The organism is Motilibacter deserti, from assembly GCF_011250635.1.
In the GTDB taxonomy this organism is placed as follows: domain Bacteria; phylum Actinomycetota; class Actinomycetes; order Motilibacterales; family Motilibacteraceae; genus Motilibacter_A; species Motilibacter_A deserti.
This window is the reverse complement of the sequence record NZ_JAANNP010000009.1, coordinates 55,650-76,761: the sequence shown is the minus strand read 5'-3', so window position 1 is coordinate 76,761 and position 21,112 is coordinate 55,650. Positions and strand designations below refer to the sequence as shown.

General features: G+C 74.0%; 19 protein-coding genes. 15 read left to right on the top strand and 4 right to left on the bottom strand.

What is annotated here, in order from left to right; all coding sequences use genetic code 11:
- Positions 1-145 precede the first annotated feature (145 nt).
- From G9H71_RS13100 to G9H71_RS13050, 11 genes are all read left to right on the top strand, one after another.
- Complete coding sequence (locus tag G9H71_RS13100; RefSeq protein ID WP_166282510.1) at positions 146-1,207, top strand: BMP family lipoprotein; 1,062 nt, start codon at positions 146-148, stop codon at positions 1,205-1,207.
- A gap of 169 nt (positions 1,208-1,376) precedes the next feature.
- Positions 1,377-2,969 (top strand): ABC transporter ATP-binding protein, encoded by a 1,593-nt coding sequence (locus G9H71_RS13095; RefSeq protein ID WP_166282544.1) that lies wholly within the window; start codon positions 1,377-1,379, stop codon positions 2,967-2,969.
- 26 nt (positions 2,970-2,995) lie between these two features.
- Positions 2,996-4,168, top strand: a complete 1,173-nt coding sequence (locus tag G9H71_RS13090) for an ABC transporter permease (RefSeq protein ID WP_166282542.1) — start codon at positions 2,996-2,998, stop codon at positions 4,166-4,168.
- A complete protein-coding gene (locus tag G9H71_RS13085; protein ID WP_331272960.1) occupies positions 4,165-5,460 on the top strand; it encodes an ABC transporter permease in 1,296 nt (431 codons plus the stop codon). The genes G9H71_RS13090 and G9H71_RS13085 overlap by 4 nt, the downstream gene beginning before the upstream one ends.
- Positions 5,457-5,939: a cytidine deaminase gene (locus tag G9H71_RS13080; RefSeq protein ID WP_166282508.1), complete on the top strand. Its 483-nt coding sequence runs from the start codon at positions 5,457-5,459 to the stop codon at positions 5,937-5,939. Before G9H71_RS13085 ends, G9H71_RS13080 begins: the two co-directional genes overlap by 4 nt.
- Entirely contained in the window at positions 5,936-7,300 is a 1,365-nt protein-coding gene (locus G9H71_RS13075; protein ID WP_166282506.1) for a thymidine phosphorylase, read from the top strand. The genes G9H71_RS13080 and G9H71_RS13075 overlap by 4 nt, the downstream gene beginning before the upstream one ends.
- A gap of 363 nt (positions 7,301-7,663) precedes the next feature.
- Entirely contained in the window at positions 7,664-9,190 is a 1,527-nt protein-coding gene (locus G9H71_RS13070) for a S8 family serine peptidase (RefSeq protein ID WP_166282504.1), read from the top strand.
- A gap of 105 nt (positions 9,191-9,295) precedes the next feature.
- Positions 9,296-11,776 (top strand): putative bifunctional diguanylate cyclase/phosphodiesterase, encoded by a 2,481-nt coding sequence (locus tag G9H71_RS13065; RefSeq protein WP_166282502.1) that lies wholly within the window; start codon positions 9,296-9,298, stop codon positions 11,774-11,776.
- Positions 11,777-11,822: 46 nt separating this feature from the next.
- Positions 11,823-12,176 (top strand): cupin domain-containing protein, encoded by a 354-nt coding sequence (locus G9H71_RS13060; protein WP_166282500.1) that lies wholly within the window; start codon positions 11,823-11,825, stop codon positions 12,174-12,176.
- Positions 12,177-12,196: 20 nt separating this feature from the next.
- Positions 12,197-13,300, top strand: a complete 1,104-nt coding sequence (locus G9H71_RS13055) for an adenosine deaminase (RefSeq protein WP_166282498.1) — start codon at positions 12,197-12,199, stop codon at positions 13,298-13,300.
- A gap of 166 nt (positions 13,301-13,466) precedes the next feature.
- On the top strand, positions 13,467-14,087 hold the full coding sequence (locus tag G9H71_RS13050) for a DUF4142 domain-containing protein (RefSeq protein WP_166282496.1): 621 nt from the start codon (positions 13,467-13,469) through the stop codon (positions 14,085-14,087).
- A 112-nt stretch (positions 14,088-14,199) separates the two neighbouring features.
- Here the strand turns inward: G9H71_RS13050 and G9H71_RS13045 are convergent, their stop codons facing one another.
- Genes G9H71_RS13045 through deoC form a run of 3 tightly spaced genes read right to left on the bottom strand, consistent with a single transcriptional unit; the run spans position 14,200 to position 17,498 of the window.
- Positions 14,200-15,093 carry an aldehyde dehydrogenase family protein gene (locus G9H71_RS13045; protein ID WP_166282494.1) on the bottom strand — a complete coding sequence of 298 codons (894 nt, stop codon included), beginning with the start codon at positions 15,091-15,093 and terminating at the stop codon, positions 14,200-14,202.
- Entirely contained in the window at positions 15,086-16,522 is a 1,437-nt protein-coding gene (locus G9H71_RS13040; RefSeq protein WP_166282492.1) for an aldehyde dehydrogenase family protein, read from the bottom strand. The genes G9H71_RS13045 and G9H71_RS13040 overlap by 8 nt, the downstream gene beginning before the upstream one ends.
- Before the next feature lies 1 nt (position 16,523).
- Complete coding sequence (gene deoC / locus G9H71_RS13035) at positions 16,524-17,498, bottom strand: deoxyribose-phosphate aldolase (protein WP_407939737.1); 975 nt, start codon at positions 17,496-17,498, stop codon at positions 16,524-16,526.
- Between the two features lie 111 nt (positions 17,499-17,609).
- Here deoC and G9H71_RS25110 point away from each other — a divergent pair, with 111 nt between their 5' ends.
- Genes G9H71_RS25110 through G9H71_RS13020 form a run of 3 tightly spaced genes read left to right on the top strand, consistent with a single transcriptional unit; the run spans position 17,610 to position 19,778 of the window.
- Positions 17,610-18,197, top strand: coding sequence for a hypothetical protein (locus tag G9H71_RS25110; protein ID WP_166282490.1), 588 nt, complete (start codon positions 17,610-17,612; stop codon positions 18,195-18,197).
- Positions 18,194-18,712 (top strand): GNAT family N-acetyltransferase, encoded by a 519-nt coding sequence (locus G9H71_RS25105; RefSeq protein ID WP_166282488.1) that lies wholly within the window; start codon positions 18,194-18,196, stop codon positions 18,710-18,712. Before G9H71_RS25110 ends, G9H71_RS25105 begins: the two co-directional genes overlap by 4 nt.
- 28 nt (positions 18,713-18,740) lie before the next feature.
- Entirely contained in the window at positions 18,741-19,778 is a 1,038-nt protein-coding gene (locus G9H71_RS13020) for a potassium channel family protein (RefSeq protein WP_331272958.1), read from the top strand.
- Positions 19,779-19,831: 53 nt separating this feature from the next.
- Here G9H71_RS13020 and map read toward each other — a convergent pair whose 3' ends face one another.
- Positions 19,832-20,605 carry a type I methionyl aminopeptidase gene (gene map / locus G9H71_RS13015; protein ID WP_166282486.1) on the bottom strand — a complete coding sequence of 258 codons (774 nt, stop codon included), beginning with the start codon at positions 20,603-20,605 and terminating at the stop codon, positions 19,832-19,834.
- 67 nt (positions 20,606-20,672) lie between these two features.
- Between map and G9H71_RS13010 the strand changes: the two genes are divergently transcribed.
- On the top strand, positions 20,673-20,960 hold the full coding sequence (locus G9H71_RS13010; protein WP_166282484.1) for a helix-turn-helix transcriptional regulator: 288 nt from the start codon (positions 20,673-20,675) through the stop codon (positions 20,958-20,960).
- The last annotated feature ends 152 nt before the right edge of the window (positions 20,961-21,112 follow it).

The following is a 21,112-nucleotide window of genomic DNA, read 5'->3' as shown; positions in this document are numbered from 1 at the left end:
CCGTGCCCGTCCGCGCGGGAACGGCCAGATCTAGATCCGGCCTCGGCCTTGCTACCAACAGGTAACACCGCGCTCCAGAGCCCTCCACCTGCCGTTCGGCTCGGATAACCTCTGGCGTCACTTTCTTCGGAGGGAGCACAGAATCGTGCGTCGGGGTATTCGGGCAGCGGCGGTCCTGGCGGCCGCAGCGCTTGCGCTCGCCGGTTGCGGCAGCGACGACGAGGAGAGCCCGGCGGCGAGCCCGTCGAACGGGGCCAGCAAGCCGCCGGCGGCCGTCGAGCTCAAGATCGGCATGGCGTACGACGTCGGCGGGCGCGGGGACCAGTCGTTCAACGACGCCGCGGCGGCCGGCCTGGACAAGGCCAAGGCCGAGCTGGGCGCCGAGTCCCAGGAGGTCGAGGCGGTCACCGGTGAGGCGGAGTCGGCACGCGAGGAGCGCCTGACCCAGCTCGCCGAGGGCGGCTACAACCCCGTCATCGCGGTGGGCTTCGTCTACGCCACCTCGCTGGCGAAGGTCGCGCCGCAGTTCCCCGATACGCACTTCGCGATCATCGACAGCACGGACGCGACCGGCGACAACATCGCCAACCTCGTCTTCGCCGAGGAGGAGGGCTCCTTCCTCGTCGGTGCTGCGGCGGCGCTGAAGAGCAAGAGCGGCAACGTCGGCTTCGTCGGCGGCGTCAACACCCCGCTGATCAACAAGTTCGAGGCCGGCTTCAAGGCCGGGGCCGAGGCGGCCAAGCCCGGCATCAAGGTGCAGTCGCAGTACCTCACCCAGCCGCCGGACTTCAGCGGCTTCGGTGACCCGGCCAAGGGCAAGACGGCGGCGCAGGGCATGTTCGACGCCGGTGCCGACATCGTCTACCAGGCGGCCGGCGGCTCCGGCGGCGGCGTGTTCGAGGCGGCCAAGGCCGCTGGCGGCAAGGCCATCGGCGTCGACTCCGACCAGGCCCTCACCGCGGACGCGTCGGTGCGCGACGTGATCCTGACCTCGATGCTCAAGAAGGTCGACGTCGCCGTCTACGACTTCCTGCAGACCGTCGCGCAGGACCAGTTCAAGGCCGGCACGGTCTCCTTCGACCTCGAGCAGGGCGGTGTCGACTACTCCACCACCGGTGGCCAGGTCGACGACATCAAGGCCCAGCTCGACGACTACAAGCAGCAGATCATCGACGGCTCCATCACGGTGCCGACGACCGTCTCCTGACCCGTCGGGACCTGGCCGCACACACTGTCGGCGTGGGGGCTCCCCGGACGCGATAGCGTCCGGGCGGGCCCCCGCGGCGCGTGCGGGCACCCGGCACGGCAGATTCCTCCGCACGTCCCGCACCGCCCCCGAGCCGGCTCCGGCTCTCTTCCTCGTCAGGAGGCCTGCGATCGCCACCGCAGCCCCCCCGCCCGGCGGCCCGGCGCTCGAGAAGGGCGCGACGGGCCCCGCCGCGTCCTCCGACCTCGCCGTCGAGCTGCGCGGCATCACCAAGCGCTTCCCCGGCGTCGTCGCGAACCGGGACATCGACCTGCGCATCCGCCGCGGCACGGTGCACGCCGTCGTCGGGGAGAACGGCGCCGGCAAGTCGACGCTGATGAAGATCCTCTACGGCATGCAGCGGCCGGACGAGGGGACGATCTCGGTCGAGGGCCGGGAGGTCTCCTTCTCCTCGCCCGCGGACGCGATCGGGGTCGGGGTCGGCATGGTGCACCAGCACTTCATGCTCGCCGACAACCTCACGGTCCTCGAGAACGTCGTCCTCGGCGCCGAGAAGCTGCACGGCATCGGCGACAAGGCCCGGCGGCGCATCTCCGAGCTGAGCGCGGCGTACGGCCTCGACGTCCGTCCCGACCGGCTGGTCGAGGACCTCGGGGTCGGCGACCGCCAGCGCGTCGAGATCCTCAAGGTGCTCTACCGCGGCGCGCGCACGATCATCCTCGACGAGCCGACGGCGGTGCTCGTGCCGCAGGAGGTCGACGAGCTCTTCGCGAACCTGCGCGAGCTCAAGGCCGAGGGCCTGACCGTCGTCTTCATCTCGCACAAGCTCGACGAGGTCCTCGCGGTCGCCGACGAGATCACCGTCATCCGCCGCGGGACCACGGTCGCCAGCGTGCTCCCCGGCGAGGTCGACTCGCGCCGGCTGGCCGAGCTCATGGTCGGCAGCGAGCTGCCCTCGCCGGAGACCCGCGAGTCGACGGTCACCGACCGGCCGGTGCTGCAGGTCGAGGGGATGACCCTGCACGGCGCCGACGGCCGCGCCCAGCTCGAGGACGTGACGCTCACCGTCCACGCCGGCGAGATCGTCGGCATCGCCGGCGTCGAGGGCAACGGGCAGAGCGAGCTGGTCGAGTGCATCCTCGGGATGCGCGCCGCGACCGGCACGGTCCGCCTCTCCGGCGAGGACGTGAGCACGTGGTCCACCCGCCGCCGCCGCGAGGCGGGGGTCGCGTACGTCCCCGAGGACCGGCACCGGCAGGGGCTGCTGCTGGAGTCCCCGCTCTGGGAGAACCGGATGCTCGGGCACCAGACCCAGCGCCCGAACGCCCGCGGGCCGCTGCTCGACCGCCGGGCCGCGCGCGCCGACACCGCGCGCATCGTGCAGGAGAACGACGTCCGCACCCCCGGCATCGACGTGCTCGCGTCGGCGCTGTCCGGCGGCAACCAGCAGAAGCTGATCATCGGCCGCGAGCTCTCCGGGGACCCGGTGCTCCTCGTGGCGTCCCACCCCACGCGCGGCGTGGACGTCGGCGCCCAGGCCCACATCTGGGAGTCGATCCGGCAGGCCCGGGCCGCGGGCCTGGCCGTGCTGCTGATCAGCGCCGACCTCGAGGAGCTCATCGGGCTCTCGGACACCCTGCGGGTCATCCTGCGCGGCCGGCTCGTCTGCGAGCTGGACCCGCGGACGGCGACGCCGGAGTCGCTGGGGTCGGCGATGACCGGGGCCGCCCTCCCGGGGGCCTCCGAGGGGGCAGGTCGATGAGCAGCGGCACCAGCGCACCGCGGACGGTGCGCCGCGTCGACTGGCGCGCCGTGGCCGCGGGCCTCGCGGCCCCTGTGCTCGCGCTCGTCATCGCGATCCTCGTCACCAGCCTCGTGCTCGTGGTGGCGAGCGACCCGGTCGGCAAGGTCTGGGAGACCCTGCTGCTGGTCGACGCGACCGACGCTCAGCGCTCGCGCGCGGTGGTCAACATGCTCAACAGCGCGACGACCTACTACTTCGCCGCGCTCGCGGTCGCCGTCGGCTTCCGCATGAACCTCTTCAACATCGGCGTCGAGGGGCAGTACCGCCTCGCGGCCTTCTGCGCCGCCTACATCGGCGCGGCCGTGTCGCTGCCCGCGCCGCTGCACGTGGCGCTCATCGTCGTCGTGGCCATGGCCGTCGGCGCGATGTGGGCCGGCGTGGCCGCCCTGCTCAAGGCGACCCGCGGGGTCAGCGAGGTCATCTCCACGATCATGCTGAACTCCATCGCGACCGCGCTCGTGGCGTTCCTGCTGCGCAAGGCAGCGGGGGACCAAGGCAGCAGCCTCAACCTCTCCACCGACCAGCTGCCGGCGTCCGGCCGCGTGCCCGGCATCGAGCTCGGCTTCCTGGACACCCCGATCCGGGTGTACGGCCTCGTCGTGCTCGCCGCGGTCGCGGGCCTGCTCTACTGGCTGCTCCTCGAGCGCACCAGGTTCGGCTTCGACCTGCGAGCGACCGGCATGTCCGAGAGCGCGGCGGTGGCCAGCGGCGTCAACGTCAAGAAGATGGTCGTCGCCGCGATGCTGATCTCCGGCGCGGTCGCCGGCCTCGTCGGCATCCCGGCGCTGGTCGGCGAGGACCCGTACGCCTACACCCTGACCTTCCAGTCCGGGCTCGGCTTCACCGGCATCGCGATCGCGCTGCTGGGGCGCAACTCACCGATCGGCATCGCCATCGGCGCGCTGCTGTGGGCCTACCTCGACGTGGCCGCCAACCGCCTCCAGATCCAGGCCGGCGTCTCGAACGAGATCGTCACGATCATGCAGGGGACCATCGTGCTCAGCGTCGTCGTCGCGTACGAGCTGGTGCGCCGCTACCGGGTGGTGAGCGAGCAGCGCCGGGTCGCGGCCGCCGAGCCGCTCGCCGCCGGTGGCGGCCCCGTCGGCGGAGGCGGGCCCTCAGGCGGCACGGGCACGGCGCAGGGGGTGCCGGCGTGAGCGCGGCAGTGCAGGCCCCGGGCGGGGGAGCGCCGCGCAACGCCGGGGGCGGGACGCGCCCGGCCGCGCGCTCGGGCAGCGACCGGCGTACCCGGCTGGTCCGGCTCGCCGTCCTGCTGGCGCTCGGCTTCGTCGTCGTCAGCCTGGTCCGCGTCATCACGGGCGCGCAGGAGATCAGCTCCAGCGGCACCCTGGGCACCGCGCTCGGGCTGGCCGCGCCGATCGCCCTGGCCGGCCTCGGCGGGCTCTGGTCCGAGCGCGCGGGCGTCACCAACATCGGACTCGAGGGCATGATGATCGCCGGCAGCTTCGGCGCCGGCTGGTGGGGCTACCAGCACGGCCCGTGGTTCGGCGTCCTCATGGGCATCGCCTTCGGCGCGATCGGCGGCCTGATCCACGCGGTCGCCACCGTCACCTTCGGCGTCGACCACATCATCTCCGGTGTCGCGATCAACATCCTCGGCCTCGGCGCCACGCAATACCTCGCCGCTCGGCTGCTCACCGGCACCGAGGGCGGCGGCTCGACGCAGTCGCCGCAGGTCGACGAGCTGCCGACGCTCAGCATGCCGTGGGTCGGGGACCAGCTGCTCGACCTCGAGCGCCACCACTGGTTCCTCGTCTCCGACCTCGCCGCCGTGGTGCGCGCGGTGACGACGGGGGTCTCGATCCTCACCGTGCTGGCGGTCGTGCTGATCGTCGTCTCCGGCATCGTGCTGTGGCGGACGGCCTTCGGCCTCCGGCTGCGGTCCTGCGGCGAGGACCCGTGGGCCGCCGAGTCGCTCGGTGTGCACGTCTACCGCTACAAGTACGCCGCCGTCGTCATGTCCGGCGCGTGCGCGGGCTTCGGCGGGGCGTTCCTCGCCGTCGTCGCGGCCAGCCAGTACCGCGAGGGCCAGACCGGCGGCCGCGGCTTCATCGGCCTGGCCGCCATGATCTTCGGCAACTGGCGTCCCGGCGGCCTCGCCGGCGGCTCGCTGCTGTTCGGCTACACCGACGGCCTCCGGCTGCGCCAGGGCGAGGAGTCGATCCACGCGCTGCTGCTCGTGCTCGGGATCGGGCTGCTCGCGCTCGGGGTGTGGATGCTGGCCCGCCGGCGCTTCCCGCAGGGCGGCGCGTCGCTGGTCGTGGCCGCGCTGGTGCTGCTGTGGTTCGCCCTCACCGACACCGTGCCGGGCGACTTCACCGGCATGACGCCGTACGTCGCGACGCTGCTCGTGCTCGCGCTCGCCTCCCAACGACTGCGGCCACCAGCCGCCGACGGCGTCGTCTATCGCAAGGGGCAAGGCAGATGAGCGGGACACCGACGGGCGCGGCAGGCGCGAGCTCGGCAGGCACGAGCTCGGCAGGCGCGAGCGGCGTCGACTGGGACGGCCTGCGCTCCGCGGCGGTCGCCGCCGCCGGGCGGGCCTACGCGCCGTACTCGAAGTTCCCCGTCGGCGCGGCCGGGCTCGTCGACGACGGCCGCATCGTCACCGGGTGCAACGTGGAGAACGCGTCGTACGGCGTCGGGCTCTGCGCCGAGTGCGGCCTGGTCGGCGCGCTGCACGACAGCGGCGGCGGCCGGCTCGTCGCCGTCGTCGCCGTGGGAGGCCACGGCCAACTGCTCTCGCCCTGCGGCCGGTGCCGCCAGCTGCTGCTCGAGGCCGGCGGCCGCTCCTGCGCGATCCTGCTCGAGAGCGGGGAGAACACGATCGACGGGATCCTGCCCTTCGGCTTCGACGACGCGGACCTGCGCGCGGAGGAGGAGGCGTCGCGGGGGGACAGCTCGTGAGCGGGGCCGCACCGTTCGACGCCACGCCCACGGGCGTCTTCGACGCCACGCCCACGGGCGTCTTCGACGCCGTCGACGTCATCCGCGCCAAGCGCGACGGCAACGCCCTCTCCGACGCCCAGATCGAGTGGGTGATCGACGCCTACACGCGCGGCGACGTCGCCCACGAGCAGATGTCCGCCCTGCTCATGGCCATCCTGCTGCGCGGGATGTCGCGGGCCGAGATCGCCCGCTGGACCCACGCGATGATCGAGAGCGGGGACCGGCTCTCGTTCGACGGGCTCGGCCGCCCGACGGTCGACAAGCACTCCACCGGCGGCGTCGGCGACAAGATCACGCTGCCGCTCGCGCCGCTGGTCGCCGCGTGCGGTGCCGCGGTCCCGCAGCTGTCCGGTCGCGGCCTCGGCCACACCGGCGGCACGCTGGACAAGCTCGAGGCGATCCCCGGGTGGCGCGCCGCGCTGACGCTCGAGGAGATCCGCGAGCAGCTACGCGGTCTCGGCGCCGTCATCTGCGCGGCGACCGACCGGCTGGCCCCCGCCGACCGGCTGCTCTACGCGCTGCGCGACGTGACCGGGACCGTGGAGTCCATCCCGCTCATCGCCAGCTCGATCATGAGCAAGAAGATCGCCGAGGGCACGGGCGCGCTCGTCCTCGACGTCAAGGTCGGGTCCGGGGCGTTCATGAAGGACCTCGAGGACGCGCGCACGCTCGCCCGCACGATGGTCGACCTCGGGACCGACGCCGGCGTGACGACGGTCGCTCTGGTGACCGACATGTCCAGCCCGCTCGGGCTGACCGCGGGCAACGCGCTCGAGGTACGCGAGTCGCTGGAGGTGCTCGCGGGCGGCGGCCCCGCCGACGTCGTCGAGCTCACCGTGGCGCTCGCCCGCGAGATGCTCGCAGCCGCCGGCATGGACGGCCCCGACCCCGCGGACAAGCTGCGCGACGGCAGCGCGATGGACGCGTGGCGACGGATGATCGCGGCGCAGGGCGGCGACCCCGACGCGCCGCTGCCCACGGCGCGAGAGACCCACGTCGTCCCGGCGCCCGCGGACGGCGTGCTGGTCGGCCTCGACGCGTACGCCGTCGGAGTCGCCGCCTGGCGGCTCGGCGCCGGGCGCGCCCGCCGGGAGGACGCGGTCCAGGCCGGCGCGGGGGTCGAGCTGCACGCCAAGCCCGGTACGCCCGTCCGGGCCGGCGAGCCGCTGATGACTCTGCACACGGACACCCCGGAGCGGTTCGCGCGCGCCCTCGAGGCGTTGGAGGGGGCGGTGTCGGTGGCGCCCGAGGGCGACCGCCCGGCCGGCGGCCCGGTCGTCCTCGACCGCTTCGCCGCGGACGGATCGCCGGCGGCTTAGCGGCCCAGGCTGCGGGCCGACGCGGCCGGGCCGCCAGCCGACGCCGCCGGGCCGCACGCCTACGCCGCCGGGCCGCACGCCGACGCCGCCGGGCCGCACGCGGACGCGGCCGAGCCGCCGCCCCACGCGGTGGGCTCGGGCCGACGCGGGGGCCCAGGGCCCGCTGATCGGCCGACTGGTCCCGATGGACCCCTCTCCGCGTTGCGCTGTGCTTCGAATGGTCTACGGTCAGTAGTCACTCGGTGTCTTTCGTCCTAGTCCTCCGGTCTGAACGCACTAGATGCATGCACTCTTTTGCGGTATAAGGCGGGGTCCTCTTCCTCACGAGGTAACAGGCGGAAGTCCTGAACCCATGGGGGGGCCGTGAAGACCGTCGCGACTCGTCGCACCGCTCGTTGCCTGCACGTCCTGGTCGGGGCGGCGGTGCTGGCTCCGGCCGCGCCGGCTGCCGCGGACACGCCGACTGCTGCTGACGCCCAGCCCGCCGCGCCCGCGGCCGGCCGGGCCGAGCGCTCCGGCGCGCTCGCCGGGCAGGTGGATTTCCTGGGCGAGGAGTGGGACGGGCGCGCCGCGGGGTCGCTGGGGCGTACGGCCCAGGCGGTCTCGGCGTCGAAGGCGTGGAAGCGGTCCGACGCGGCCGGCCGCCGCATCACCGGCGCGGGCGTCGGGGTGGGCGTCGTCGACACCGGCATCGCCCTCGTCCCCGGCCTGGACGCCCCGGGCAAGGTCGTCAACGCGCTCGACCTGTCGTTCGAGGCGGGCGCCGGCGTGCCGACGGGGCTGGACACCTTCGGCCATGGCACCCACGTCGCGGGCATCATCGCGGCCCGTGACGCCGACGTACGCCCCGGCAAGGAGGGTGACGCCGACGCGGTCGTCGGCATCGCCCCCGACGCCCACCTCGTGAACCTCAAGGTCGCCGGGCGCGACGGGGCCACCGACGTCACCCAGGTCATCGCGGCCATCGACTGGGCCATCGCGCACAAGGACGACCCGGGGCTGAACCTGCGCGTCCTCAACCTCTCGCTCGGGCGCGAGCTGCGCCAGGACCGCGTCGTCGACCCGCTGGCCGCCGCGGCCGAGCACGCGTGGCGTGCGGGGATCGTCGTGGTCGCGTCGGTCGGCAACGACGGCGGCGCGACGCCCCTGCTGAACCCGGCCATCGACCCGTACGTGATCGCGGTCGGCGCGACCGACGACCAGGGCACCGAGCAGCGGTCCGACGACACGGTGGCGTCCTTCAGCAACGCCGGCACCGACGCCCGGCGCCCCGACGTGCTGGCCCCCGGCCGCTCGGTCGCCAGCCTGCGGGCTCCCGGGTCGACGCTGGACGCCGCTGCCGCCCCGGCCGCGGGCGTCCCCGCGCGCTTCCTGCGCGGCACCGGCACCTCCCAGGCGGCCGCCGTCGTCAGCGGCGCCGCGGCGCTGCTGCTCCAGGCCCGCCCGGAGCTGACCCCCGACCAGGTCAAGGCCCTGCTCGTCGAGGGGGCCGACAAGCTCCCCGCCGCGGCGCGCACCGCTGGCGTGCCCGGCGTCGTGGACGTCGCGGAGAGCCTCGCGCGGCGTACCCCCGACGCCGTGCAGCGCTTCACGCCGGCCACGGGCCTGGGCAGCATCGAGCTCGCGCGCGGCGGAGAGCACCTCGTCGACGCTGAGGGCAACGTGCTCAGCGGCGAGGTCGACGTCTTCGGGCGCACCTGGGACGGCGCGTCCTGGGCGGCGGACTCGGCGGCCGGCACGGCGTGGACGGGCGCGGCGCGCGGCGAGCAGGTCACTCCGGCCGGCCTGACCTGGCGTGGGCTGACGTGGCGTGGGCTGACGTGGCGCGGGCTGACGTGGCGCGGGCTGACCTGGCGCGGGCTGACGTGGCGTGGCCTCACCTGGCGCTGAGTCGGGCGTTGGCTACGTCACGTAACGGACTCGACACCCATCCGGGGGTCACCTTCCTGAACCATTAGTGCAATCCTCTGCGTAGTGAACCGGATACGCACTCCCGTGGCGGGCCGTTCGCGCCACGGGGCGCCCGGCCCGTCGTCCGTGCAACCCGGGGACGGGCCGGCGGCTCGTTCGGGGCCGGTGTGGGCGCTCGCGCTCACCGTGGCCTCCGCCCTCGCGCTCGCCTGGACGCTCGGCGTCGTGCCCACCGACGCCCCCGACACCGTGCGCGTGTCGTGGCTGACCCTGGCCGTGCTGTTCGCGGCGACCGAGCTGATCTACGCCGACATCGTCATCGGCCGGCACGCGCAGGGCCTGTCGCTCACCGAGATCCCGTTGGTCCTCGGAGTCCTGCTCGCCGGGCCGCCGGAGCTGCTGCTCGCCCGCCTCGTGGGCACGGGCGCCGCGCTGGCGCTCGTGCAGCGCCAACGCCCGCTGATGCTGGCCGTGAACCTTGCCGGGGCCGCGCTGCAGACCACGCTGGCGGTCGGCGTGACCCGGGCGATCGACCCCGACCCCTCGGCGCTCGAGCCGCACAGCTGGGCGGCCGTGCTGGCCGGGACGACGGTCGCCGTGGTCGCCCTGGCCGTGCTGCTGGCGGCCGTGATCGCCCTGCAGACCGGGCACGACGAGCCGGCGCTGGCGAGGACGCTGCCCGCCGCCGTGGTCGTGACGCTGGTCGTCACCTGCACCGGCCTGCTCGCCGCGCGCCAGATCGAGATCCAGGCCGAGGCGCTGCTGCTGCTGACCCCGCTCGTCCTCGCGGTCGTCCTCGCGTTCCGCTCTCAACACGCGCTGCGCCAGCGCCACGAGCGGCTCGAGTCGCTGCACCAGTTCACCCGCGCGGTGGACTCGGCGCTGCAGGACGAGAGCGTGCCGGACACGGTGGTCGCGCAGGCCAAGCAGCTGCTGCGGGCCGACGCGGGCGCGCTGGTCGTCCTCGACGAGAGCTTCCAGCGGGTGACCGGGGACGCGGGGATCGTCACCGGCGAGTGGTGGGCGCCGGCGCTCAACGGCAGGCCGGTCCTGATCCCGCGCGCTCGCGGCGGGGCGGCGGAGCCGGCGGTCGGGGGCTATGCCGACGGGCTGTCGGTGCCGGTCCGGGCGGGCGGCACGATCACCGGAGCGCTCGTCGTCGCCGGGCGGGTGGACCGCGTCACGACCTTCGACGACCACGACCTGCAGCTGCTGGAGTCCCTCGCCGGCCAGGCCGGCATCGCGCTGCGCAACGCCGAGCTGGTCCGCCGCGTACGCCGCGCCGCCGCCGAGCGCGAGCGCGCCGCCCTGACCGACGCGCTCACCGGCCTGCCCAACCGCACCTCGTTCACGAGCCAGGTGGACGGCGTCGCCTCCGGCGCCGCGCCCGTCGTCGTCGTGCTGCTCGACCTCGACAGGTTCGGGGAGGTGAACGCGGCGCTCGGCCACGACGTGGGCGACCAGGTGCTCGTGGCCGTCGGCCAGCGGGTCCGCGCCCTGGTCTCCGAGCCGGCGCCGGTCGCGCGCGTGGGCGGCGACGAGTTCGCGGTCGCGCTGCCCTGGGTCGAGGGGGAGAACCCGGCGGGGGCCGCGTTCGGCGTCCTCGCGGCGCTCGCGGCCGCGCTCGACCTGGGCGACTACGAGCTGCCGGTGACGGCGACCGTCGGCTACGCCATGTCCCCCGAGGACGGCGCCTCGGGAGCGGCGCTGCTGCGCCACGCCGAGGTCGCGCTGCACCAGGCGAAGTTCGGCCAGCGCCAGACCCGGCGCTACGAGGCCGTGGACGAGGAGGCCGGGCCGCGCCGGCTCGCGCTCGCGGCCGACGTGGCCCGAGCCGTGGTCCGCGGTGAGCTGGAGGTGCACTACCAGCCGCAGGCCGGGACGCGCGACCGGCAGGTCCGCGCGTTCGAGGCGCTCCTGCGCTGGCAGCACCCGGTCTGGGGGCGCGTGCCGCCGGACGAGTTCATCCCGCTCGCCGAGCGCACCGGCGTCATCGGTGGCCTCACCGACTACGTGCTGCGCTCGGCCCTGCAGGACCTGGCCCGCTGGCGTGAGCAGGGGCGTGACCTCTCGGTCGCGGTCAACGTGTCGGCGCGCAGCCTCGGCGACGACGGCTTCGTACACCTCGTCGACCAGGCCCTGACGCAGGCGGCGGTGCCCTCGGAGGCGCTGGTCCTCGAGATCACCGAGAGCTCCCTCATGGCCGATGCGGACCGCGCGCTGAAGGTGCTGCGCGGCCTCGTCGACCTGGGCGTGACGCTCTCGGTCGACGACTTCGGCACCGGCTACTCCTCGCTGGCCCAGCTGCGCCGCCTGCCGGTGAGCGAGGTGAAGGTCGACCGCTCGTTCGTCCAGCACCTGGAGAGCTCGCGGGCCGACGCCGCCGTGGTCCGCGCGGTGACCCAGATGGCGCGGGCGCTCGGGCTGCGCGTGGTGGCCGAGGGCGTGGAGAGCGACCAGGCGTGGCAGGTGCTCGAGGCCCTCGACTGCGATCTCGTCCAGGGGTGGGCGCTGGCCCGGCCGATGCCCGGGCCCGACGTGCGGCAGTGGCTCGAAGAGCACTGAGGCCGCCGGGGCGTACGCCGCCGGGGCGCTGTGCGACCCTGACCGCATGCCGCAGCTGATCGAGGCGCCCGAGCGCATCCCCGTGCCCGGGGGCAAGCAGATCGACGAGTACGTCGGGCGGGTGCGCACCGGGACCGAGCAGGTCTCCGTCGCCCACATGCGCGCGCCCGCGGGGTGGGAGGAGCCGGCCCAGACCCCGGAGTTCGACGAGGTCACCGTCGTGCTGGCCGGCACCGTGCTCGTCGACCACGACAACGGCCGGCTCTCGGTCTCCGCGGGGCAGGCGGTCCTGACCCGGGCCGGGGAGCGGGTCCGCTACCTCGTCGGCCCGGAGGGCGCGGAGTACGTCGCGGTCTGCCTGCCCGCGTTCGGCCCGGACCTGGTGCACCGCGAGGACTGAGCGTCGCTACCGTTCCGGGGATGACGACCCCGCCCACCCCCGAGCAGATCCGGCTGGCGCCGAAGGCCCTGCTCCACGACCACCTCGACGGCGGGCTGCGGGCGGCGACGGTCCTCGACCTCGCCCGGGAGACGGGGTACGACCGGCTGCCGGCGCAGGGCCCGGCGGAGCTGGAGACGTGGTTCCACGAGGCGGCGTCGTCCGGCTCGTTGGAGCGCTACCTGGAGACGTTCGCGCACACGGTCGGCGTCATGCAGACCGTCGGCGCGCTGCAGCGGGTGGCCAGCGAGTGCGCGCAGGACCTCGCCGCGGACGGAGTGGTCTATGCCGAGGTCCGCTTCGCCCCCGAGCTCCACGTCGAGGAGGGGCTGGCGCTCGAGCAGGTCGTCGAGGCCGTGCTCGAGGGCTTCCGACTGGGCACCCAGGCCGCGGCGGCCGCCGGCCGGTCGGTCCGCATCGGCACCCTGCTCACCGCGATGCGGCACGCGGCCCGCAGCTCCGAGATCGCCGAGCTCGCAGTGCGCTACCGCGACGCCGGCGTCGTCGGCTTCGACATCGCGGGCGCCGAGGCCGGCTTCCCCCCGACGCGACACCTCGACGCGTTCGAGTACCTCCGCCGCGAGAACGCCCACTTCACGATCCACGCGGGGGAGGCCTTCGGGCTGCCCAGCATCTGGGAGGCGCTGCAGTGGTGCGGCGCGGACCGGCTGGGCCACGGCGTCCGCATCGTCGACGACCTCACCGTCGGCGTGGACGGGGCGCCGAAGCTGGGGCGGCTCGCGGCGTACGTCCGGGACACCCGCGTGCCGCTGGAGATGTGCCCGTCCTCCAACGTCCAGACCGGCGCGGTGGCGTCGGTGGCCGAGCACCCGATCGGCCTGCTGCGCAAGCTCGGCTTCCGGGTCACGGTCAACACCGACAACCGGCTGATGAGCGGCACCACGCTGTCGCGGGAGATGGCGCTGCTCGTCGACGCCTTCGGCTACGGGCTGGAGGACCTGCGGTGGTTCACCGTGAACGCCATGAAGAGCGCCTTCCTGCCCTTCGACGAGCGGCTCGCCCTCATCGAGGACATCATCAAGCCCGGGTACGCCGCGCTGGGCGCCGCGCCGTCCGCTCGCTGACCGCGGCCGTCCGTCCGCCGACGGCGGCGTACCTCGCGTAACGTCTCGACAACGCTCCGAAGGTTCGTCAACCGGGCAGTTTGCCCGCGCCGCACGGGGGGACCTCGAAAGCCACGGGGACGTGCACCCGGGCCGGAGCGGCCCAGCGGCCCTGCGGAGGACGTCGATGAAGACAAGGCTTCTCATTCCTGCGGCACTCGCCGCAGGGGCTCTGGCGCTGGGCTCGGCGCCGGCGTTCGCCGCCCCGGCCGCCCAGCCGGTGTCGCGGCAGGCGACGGCCGCGCAGGCGGCGGCGATGGACGTCGCGTGGCTCAAGGCGATCGCGGCGTCCGACCTGTTCGAGATCCGCGCGGGCCAGCTCGCGATCGACCGCGCGGAGACCATCGGTGTCGCCGCCCTCGGCGCGGTCCTCGTGGCCGACCACCGCAAGCACCTGGCCCAGGTACGCGCCCTGGCCCGGGCGCACGACGTGACGCTCCCGACCAAGCTGGCCCCGGCCGACGCGGCGGCGATCGAGAAGCTCGCCGGCCTCGACGGGCTGGAGTTCGACCGCAACTGGGCGCGCAAGCAGGTCTCCGCGCACCGCAAGGCGATCCTGCTCACCGGCGAGACGCGCATGACGAGCCGCGACCCGGGCGTGCTGGCGCTGGCCCGCGCGACGCTGCCGGTCGTGAAGATGCACCGCGACGCGGCGCTGGGCATCTGGATCATCATCGCGCCGGCCGAGAACGTCACCGACGAGCTGGACGACGCGACGGCGCACGCCGTGCACTCGGCCGGGCTCTGACCGACCGCTCCGCACGGCGCGGACACACGAGGAGGCGCGGGCACGAGCCCGCGCCTCCTTCCGTCTGCAGCCGCCCCTGCGTGTACCGGCCGCGGGCCGATCGCAGGCGGGGTCAGATGCCGACCGGGTGCCAGACCGTCTTGGTCTCGAGGAACGCGCGCAGCCGGTCCAGCCCCGGCTCGGCCGCCCAGTCCTCGACGGGGTCGGGGCGGCGTACGCGCTTGAGGTTGTCCGCCGCGGCCACCTCGAGGGCCTGCACGTCGGCGGGGGCGGCACCGGCCAGGTCGAGCGCGTTGACGTCCATGTGCGCGGCGAGCCAGGGCGCCACCTCGGCGGTGCGGCCGGTCAGCACGTTCACGACGCCGCCGGGCACGTCGGAGGTCGCGAGGACCTCCGAGAGCGTGACCGCGGGCAGCGGCCGCTCCTCGCTGGCAAGCACGACGACGGTGCAGCCGCCGACGACCGCGGGGGCCACCACCGACACGAGGCCGAGCAGCGACGAATGCTGCGGGGCGACGACCGCGACGACGCCGGAGGGCTCGGGGATCGAGAAGTCGAAGTACGGCCCGGCGACCGGGTTGGTGCCGCCGAGCACCTGCGCGATCTTGTCCGACCAGCCGGCGTACCAGACCCAGCGGTCGATCGCCGCGTCGACGACCAGGCCGGCGGCGCGCGCGTCCAGCCCCTCGGCCGCGCCGACCTCGTCGACGAACTGGGCACGACGGCCCTCGAGGACCTCGGCCACGCGGTAGAGGACCTGCCCGCGGTTGTAGGCCGTCGCGGCCGACCACTTGGCGAAGGCCCCCCGCGCGGCCACGACCGCGTCGCGAGCGTCCTTGCGCGAGGCGAGCGCGGCGTTGGCGAGGAAGCTGCCGTCCGCGGCCGTGACCTCGTAGGACCGGCCGGACTCGCTGCGCGGGAAAGCGCCGCCGATGTAGAGCTTGTAGGTCTTGCGCACGGCGATGCGCGCAGCGGTGTTCGGCGAAGTCGCGTTCTGCTCAGCCATGAAGGTAGGCCTCCAGCCCGTGCCGGCCGCCCTCGCGGCCCCAGCCGGACTCCTTGTAGCCGCCGAAGGGCGACGTCGGGTCGAAGCGGTTGAACGTGTTGGCCCAGACGACGCCGGCCTTGAGCTTGTCCGCCATCCAGAGGATGCGCGAGCCCTTCTCGGTCCACACACCGGCGGAGAGGCCGTACGGCGTGTTGTTGGCCTTCTCGACCGCCTCGGCGGGGGTGCGGAAGGTCAGGACCGACAGCACGGGGCCGAAGACCTCCTCGCGCGCGATGCGGTGCGCCTGCGAGACCCCGGTGAAGAGCGTCGGCGGGAACCAGTAGCCGCGGTCCGGCAGCTCGCACGCCGGTGACCAGCGCTGCGCGCCCTCGGCCTCGCCGATGTCGGACAGCTCGCGGATGCGGGCCAGCTGCGCCGCCGAGTTGATGGCCCCGACGTCGGTGTTCTTGTCCAGCGGGTCGCCGACCCGCAGCATCCCGAGGCGGCGCTTGAGCGAGTCGAGCACCTCGTCGGCCACGGACTCCTGCAGCAGCAGGCGGCTGCCCGCGCAGCACACGTGGCCCTGGTTGAAGAAGATGCCGTTGACGATGCCCTCGACCGCCTGGTCGATCGGCGCGTCCTCGAAGACGACGTTCGCCGCCTTGCCGCCGAGCTCCAGCGTCGCGCGCTTGCGGGTGCCGGCGACCGAGCGGGCGATCGCCTTGCCGACCTCGGTCGACCCCGTGAACGCGACCTTGTCCACGCCGTCGTGCTCGACGAGCGCCCGGCCGGTCTCTCCCGCCCCGGTCACGATGTTGACGACGCCCGGCGGCAGGTCGGCCTGCTGGCAGATCTCGGCGAACAGCAGCGCCGTCAGCGGTGTCGTCTCCGCCGGCTTGAGCACGACGGTGTTGCCGCACGCGAGGGCCGGCGCGACCTTCCAGGCCAGCATCAGCAGCGGGAAGTTCCACGGGATGACCTGGCCCGCCACGCCGTACGGCTTGGGGTCGGGGCCGAAGCCCGCGTAGGAGAGCTTGTCGGCCCAGCCCGCGTGGTAGAAGAAGTGCGCTGCGGCGAGCGGCACGTCGACGTCGCGGGATTCGCGAATCGGCTTTCCGTTGTCGAGCGTCTCGAGGACCGCGAGCTCGCGGGCGCGCTCCTGCATGATGCGGGCGATGCGGAAGAGGTACTTGCCCCGCTCGCGGCCCGGGAGCCGGGACCAGACGCCGTCCTGCGCCCGGCGCGCGGCCTGCACCGCGCGGTCGACGTCGGCCGGGCCGCCCGCGACGACCTCGCAGAGCACCTCCTCGGTCGCCGGGTTGACCGTCTTGAACGGCTCGCCGTCGGCCGGGTCGACGAAGGCGCCGTCGACGAAGAGCCCGTAGGACGGGGCGATGTCGACGACGGCCGTCGACTCGGGGGCGGGGGCGTACTCGAACTTCACCATCTCAGTCCACCGTCACGTAGTCGCGGCCGGCGTAGCGGCCGGTCGCCATCCGCTGGCGCTGCAGCAGCAGGTCGTTGAGCAGGCTCGAGGCCCCGAGCCGGTAGTACGCCGGGTCGAGCCAGTCGTCGCCGCACGTCTCGTGCACGAGCACGAAGTGCTTGAGCGCGTCCTTCGCTGTGCGGATGCCGCCGGCCGGCTTGAAGCCGACCTGGGAGCCCGTCGCGGCGCGGAAGTCGCGGACGGCCTCGAGCATCACCAGCGCCACGGGAAGCGTCGCCGCCGGGCTGATCTTGCCGGTGCTCGTCTTGATGAAGTCCGCGCCGCCGAGCATCGCCAGCCAGGAGGCGCGCCGCACGTTGTCGTACGTCGCCAGCTCGCCGGTCTCGAGGATGACCTTGAGGTGGGCGGGGCCGCAGGCGGCCTTGACCTGGCGGACCTCGTCGAGGACCTGGCCGTAGCGGCCGGACAGGAAGGCGCCGCGGTCGATGACCATGTCGATCTCGTCGGCGCCAGCGGCGACGGCGTCGCGGGTGTCCTGCAGCTTCACGGCGAGGGAGGCCCGGCCGCTGGGGAACGCCGTGGCGACGGCGGCGACGTTGATGCCGGTGCCCCTGAGCTCCTCGACCGCCACCGGCACCAGGTCGCCGTAGATGCAGATCGCCGCGACCTGCGGGCAGGAGGAGTCGTCGGGCTCGGGGCGGCGCCCCTTGGCGCAGAGACCGCGCACCTTGCCCGGGGTGTCCGCGCCCTCGAGCGTCGTGAGGTCGATGCAGGAGATCGCGAGGTCGATCAGCTGGCGCTTGGCGTCGGCCTTGACCGAGCGGGAGGCGAGCGTCGCGGCACGGGCCTCGGCGCCGACCTGGTCCACCCCGGGCAGCCCGTGCAGGAAGCGGCGCAGCGCGCTCTCGGACGCGGTCACGCTCGACGTCACCGTCTCGAGGGCCGGCGACCGCGCTCCGGCCGGCTCCGACGTCACTGTCGCACTCACCTCCCGAGTCTATGCCGCAGTCCATGGCGGACGGGGGCGCGGCGGGCTGCGGCCCGAGCCCGCGCGTACGCCTCCGGCCGCTAGGGCAGGATCGGCGCTGTGCAGAGGCAGGCAGGTCCCGCTCCCGGCGGCCGCGAGGTCCACCGGGCGGGGCTGTCGCGCGGCGTCGCGGTCGTGTGGTTCGTGCTGGCCGCGGTCCTGCTGGCCGACACGCTCGTGCGCGGGACGGGCTTCCAGCGCCTGGTCGTCACCGAGGTGCTGGCGCTGATCACCCTCTCGTTCTACGCCCTCGCCTACCGGCCCGCGCTGCTGCAGGACGACGACGGGATCACGCTGGTCAACGTCGTCCGGGACGTGCGGATCCCGTGGCCGCGCATCGAGCACCTGGGCGGGAAGTGGTCGCTGGAGGTGCGCACCGACCGCGGGACCTTCGTGGCGTACGCCTCCGCCCCCCGGAAGCGGCGTCACCTGGCCCGGGACCGGGTGGCCGAGGCGGCCGGCGTCGAGGAGCCGCGCCCGCGTGGCGGGCGGAGCGGGGAAGCGCTGACGGCGCGGCTCGTGCAGCGCTGGGAGGAGCGGCGCGACCGGGCGCCGGCGGGCGAGGTGGTGGTCCGCTGGAGGTGGGACGTGATCGTCCCGGCCGTCGTGCTGGTCGGCGCCCTCGTGCTGACGGTGGCGCTCTCGTGAGCTCGCGCACCGGCGTCCGGCTGCGCGCCGTGGCCGAGGCCGACGTCCCCACCCTGGACGCGTGGGACCAGGACCCCGAGCACGCCGGCGAGTGGGGCGACTTCGGGCTGCCGCCGCGCTCGCACGCCGAGCTGCTGCGCCGCAACGGCGCCGAGCGGGGCTACGGCTTCCTGGTGGTCGAGGTCGACGCCGAGCTCGCCGGGTCGGTGAGCTGGCACGCCGTGCCGTACGGCCCCAACCCGCAGTCACGCGCGTGGAACATCGGCATCTCGCTGCACCCGCCGTACCGCGGCCGGGGAGCGGGCACCCGGGCCCAGCGCCTGCTGGCTGACATGCTCTTCGCGACGACCGACGCCTGCCGCGTCGAGGCGTCCACCGACGTGGACAACAGGCCCGAGCAGCGGGCGTTGGAGAAGGCGGGGTTCACCCGCGAGGGGGTCTTGCGTGGAGCGCAGTTCCGTCGGGGCGAGTGGCACGACCTCGTGTCCTACGCGCGGCTGCGCAACGACCCCTGATCCCGTGCGCAGCCGGAAGAGCTAGCCGGTGCCGCAGCGCGACCATCACTGGTACTCACGTCGGGCGCGTACGGCCCGTGGCATCCGGCTGCCGGGCAGCCCGCCGAAGAGCCCTATCCTCGCGATCGTCCTGCGCATGGGGGCGGCGCTGGCCCTCGTCGCGGTCAACTGGCTGATCGTCATGCTCGAGCGCGGCGGCTACCGGGACAACGTCGACGAGACGGTCTCGGCGATCGACGCCCTCTACTACACGACCGTCACGCTCTCGACGACGGGCTACGGCGACATCACGCCTGTCACCGAGAGCGCCCGGCTCGTCAACGCCCTCGCGGTCACCCCGATGCGGCTGCTGTTCGTCATCATCCTGGTCGGGACGACGATCTCGGCGCTGACGCAGAGGTCACGGGAGGAGTTCCGCCTCGCCCGATGGAGGTCACGCGTGAAGTCCCATGTCCTTGTCCTCGGCTTCGGCACCAAGGGGCGCAACGCGGTCCGCGCGCTGCTGCTCCAGGGCTACCCGGCTTCGCGGATCGTCGTCGTCGACGCGGACATCCGCGCCGTCGAGGCCGCCGTGGACCAGGGCCTGGTGGCCGTCGCCGGGCCTGCGACGAACGAGGCGACCCTGCGTGAGGCGCTGATCGAGCGTGCCTCGACCGTGATCGTCGCCCTCGGCCGGGACGACTCGGCGATCCTCGCGACCCTCACCGCGCGGCGGGCCAACCCGAAGGCCCGCGTGGTGGCCGCGGCACGGCAGTCGGAGAACGCGGAGCTGCTCGAGCAGAGCGGCGCCACCTCCGTGATCGTCACTTCGGAGACGACCGGGCGGCTGCTCGGCCTGGCCGCCGACAGCCCGGCGGCGGTCGCCGTCGTGGAGGACCTGGTGGCGTTCGGCACCGGCCTCGACCTCGTCGACCGGGAGATCGCGCCCGACGAGGTCGGCAAGCGGCTGCACGAGGTCTCCACGCCCGTGCTCGCGGTGGTGCGGCGCGGGCGGGTGCTGCACTACAACGACCCGGACGCCGGGCCGCTGCAGGCGGGCGACCGCGTGGTGTGCGCCTGCGCCTGAGCGCGGGCTCCGCCGGCGGCTGCGTGCGAGTCACGCCAACGGCTGCGTGCGAGTCACGCCCGCGGCAGGGTGAGGATCTCCGTGCCGTCCTCGGTGATGGCGATCGTGTGCTCGCTGTGGGCGGTCCGGCAGCCGGTGACGCTGCGCAGCGTCCACCCGTCGGCGTCGGTGACGAGCTCGTCGGTGTCGGCCATGACCCACGGCTCGAGGGCGAGCAGCAGGCCGGGGCGGAGCTTGAACCCGCGGCCCGGCCGGCCCGCGTTGGGGACGTGGGGGTCCTGGTGCATCGTCGACCCGACCCCGTGGCCGCCGAACTGGGTGTTGATCGGGTAGCCGGCCGCGTCGAGGACCGAGCCGATGGCGTGGGAGACGTCGCCGAGGCGTACGCCCGGGCCCGCGGCCGCGATCCCGGCGCTCAGCGCACGCTCCGTCGCGGCGATCATCGCGGTGTCGGCCGCGTCCTTGGCCTCGCCCACGACGAAGCTGATCGCCGAGTCGGTGACGACACCGCCGAGCGAGACGGCGAGGTCGAGCGTCAGCAGGTCGCCGTCGGCCAGCGCGTAGTCGTGGGGCAGCCCGTGCAGCACGGCGTCGTTGACCGAGGTGCAGATGTAGTGGCCGAAGGGGCCGCGCCCGAACGACGGCTCGTAGTCGACGTAGCAGGACTGCGCGCCGGCCTCCACGATCATCGCCTGTGCCCACCGGTCGATGTCGAGCAGGTTGGTGCCGACTCCGCTGCGGTTGCGCAGGGTCTGCAGGATCCCGGCGACGAGCGCGCCGGTGTCCTTGGCCCGGGCCAGCTCGGTGGGGCTGAGGATCTCGATCATGGCCGTGCCTTCCCTCGAGCGGCCGATAACTATCCCGGCCATACTATCCCGGTATTAGTATCGGGCCATGGTCCGGTTGCCCCTCACCCCCGCCGAGGTCGAGCGGGGGCAGCGCCTCGGCGCCCTCCTGCGTCGCGCCCGGGGAGAGCGCCCGATGCTCGCCACCGCCCTCGATGCCGGGGTGTCGCCGGAGACGCTGCGCAAGATCGAGTCCGGCCGCGTCGCGACCCCCGCCTTCCCGACCATCGCCGCGATCACCGCCGTCCTCGGCCTCTCCCTCGACGACGTGTGGGCCGAGATCAGCAGGCCCGTCGAGATCGAGCCCGCAGACGCCGGGGAGCGGCTGGCCAGCTGACCGCACTGCTTGTCAGGCACGCCTGTCAGCACGGCGGACCAGCACGACGGACCAGTACGACGTAATCAGCACGGCGTATCAGCACGACAGCGCCCGGCTCTGCAGCAACGGCCCCCATCGGGAGCCGATCCCCGTCAGAGAGCCGGACGAAG

What these genes read in the sequence shown, in the direction of transcription:
- G9H71_RS13040 (WP_166282492.1), bottom strand. Translation starts at nt 16,522, where the DNA reads ATGGTGAAGTTCGAGTACGCCCCCGCCCCCGAGTCGACGGCCGTCGTC.
- map (WP_166282486.1), bottom strand. Translation starts at nt 20,605, where the DNA reads ATGATCGAGATCCTCAGCCCCACCGAGCTGGCCCGGGCCAAGGACACC.
- G9H71_RS13080 (WP_166282508.1), top strand. Translation starts at nt 5,457, where the DNA reads ATGAGCGGGACACCGACGGGCGCGGCAGGCGCGAGCTCGGCAGGCACG.
- G9H71_RS13045 (WP_166282494.1), bottom strand. Translation starts at nt 15,093, where the DNA reads ATGGCTGAGCAGAACGCGACTTCGCCGAACACCGCTGCGCGCATCGCC.
- G9H71_RS13010 (WP_166282484.1), top strand. Translation starts at nt 20,673, where the DNA reads ATGGTCCGGTTGCCCCTCACCCCCGCCGAGGTCGAGCGGGGGCAGCGC.
- G9H71_RS13060 (WP_166282500.1), top strand. Translation starts at nt 11,823, where the DNA reads ATGCCGCAGCTGATCGAGGCGCCCGAGCGCATCCCCGTGCCCGGGGGC.
- G9H71_RS13055 (WP_166282498.1), top strand. Translation starts at nt 12,197, where the DNA reads ATGACGACCCCGCCCACCCCCGAGCAGATCCGGCTGGCGCCGAAGGCC.
- G9H71_RS13050 (WP_166282496.1), top strand. Translation starts at nt 13,467, where the DNA reads ATGAAGACAAGGCTTCTCATTCCTGCGGCACTCGCCGCAGGGGCTCTG.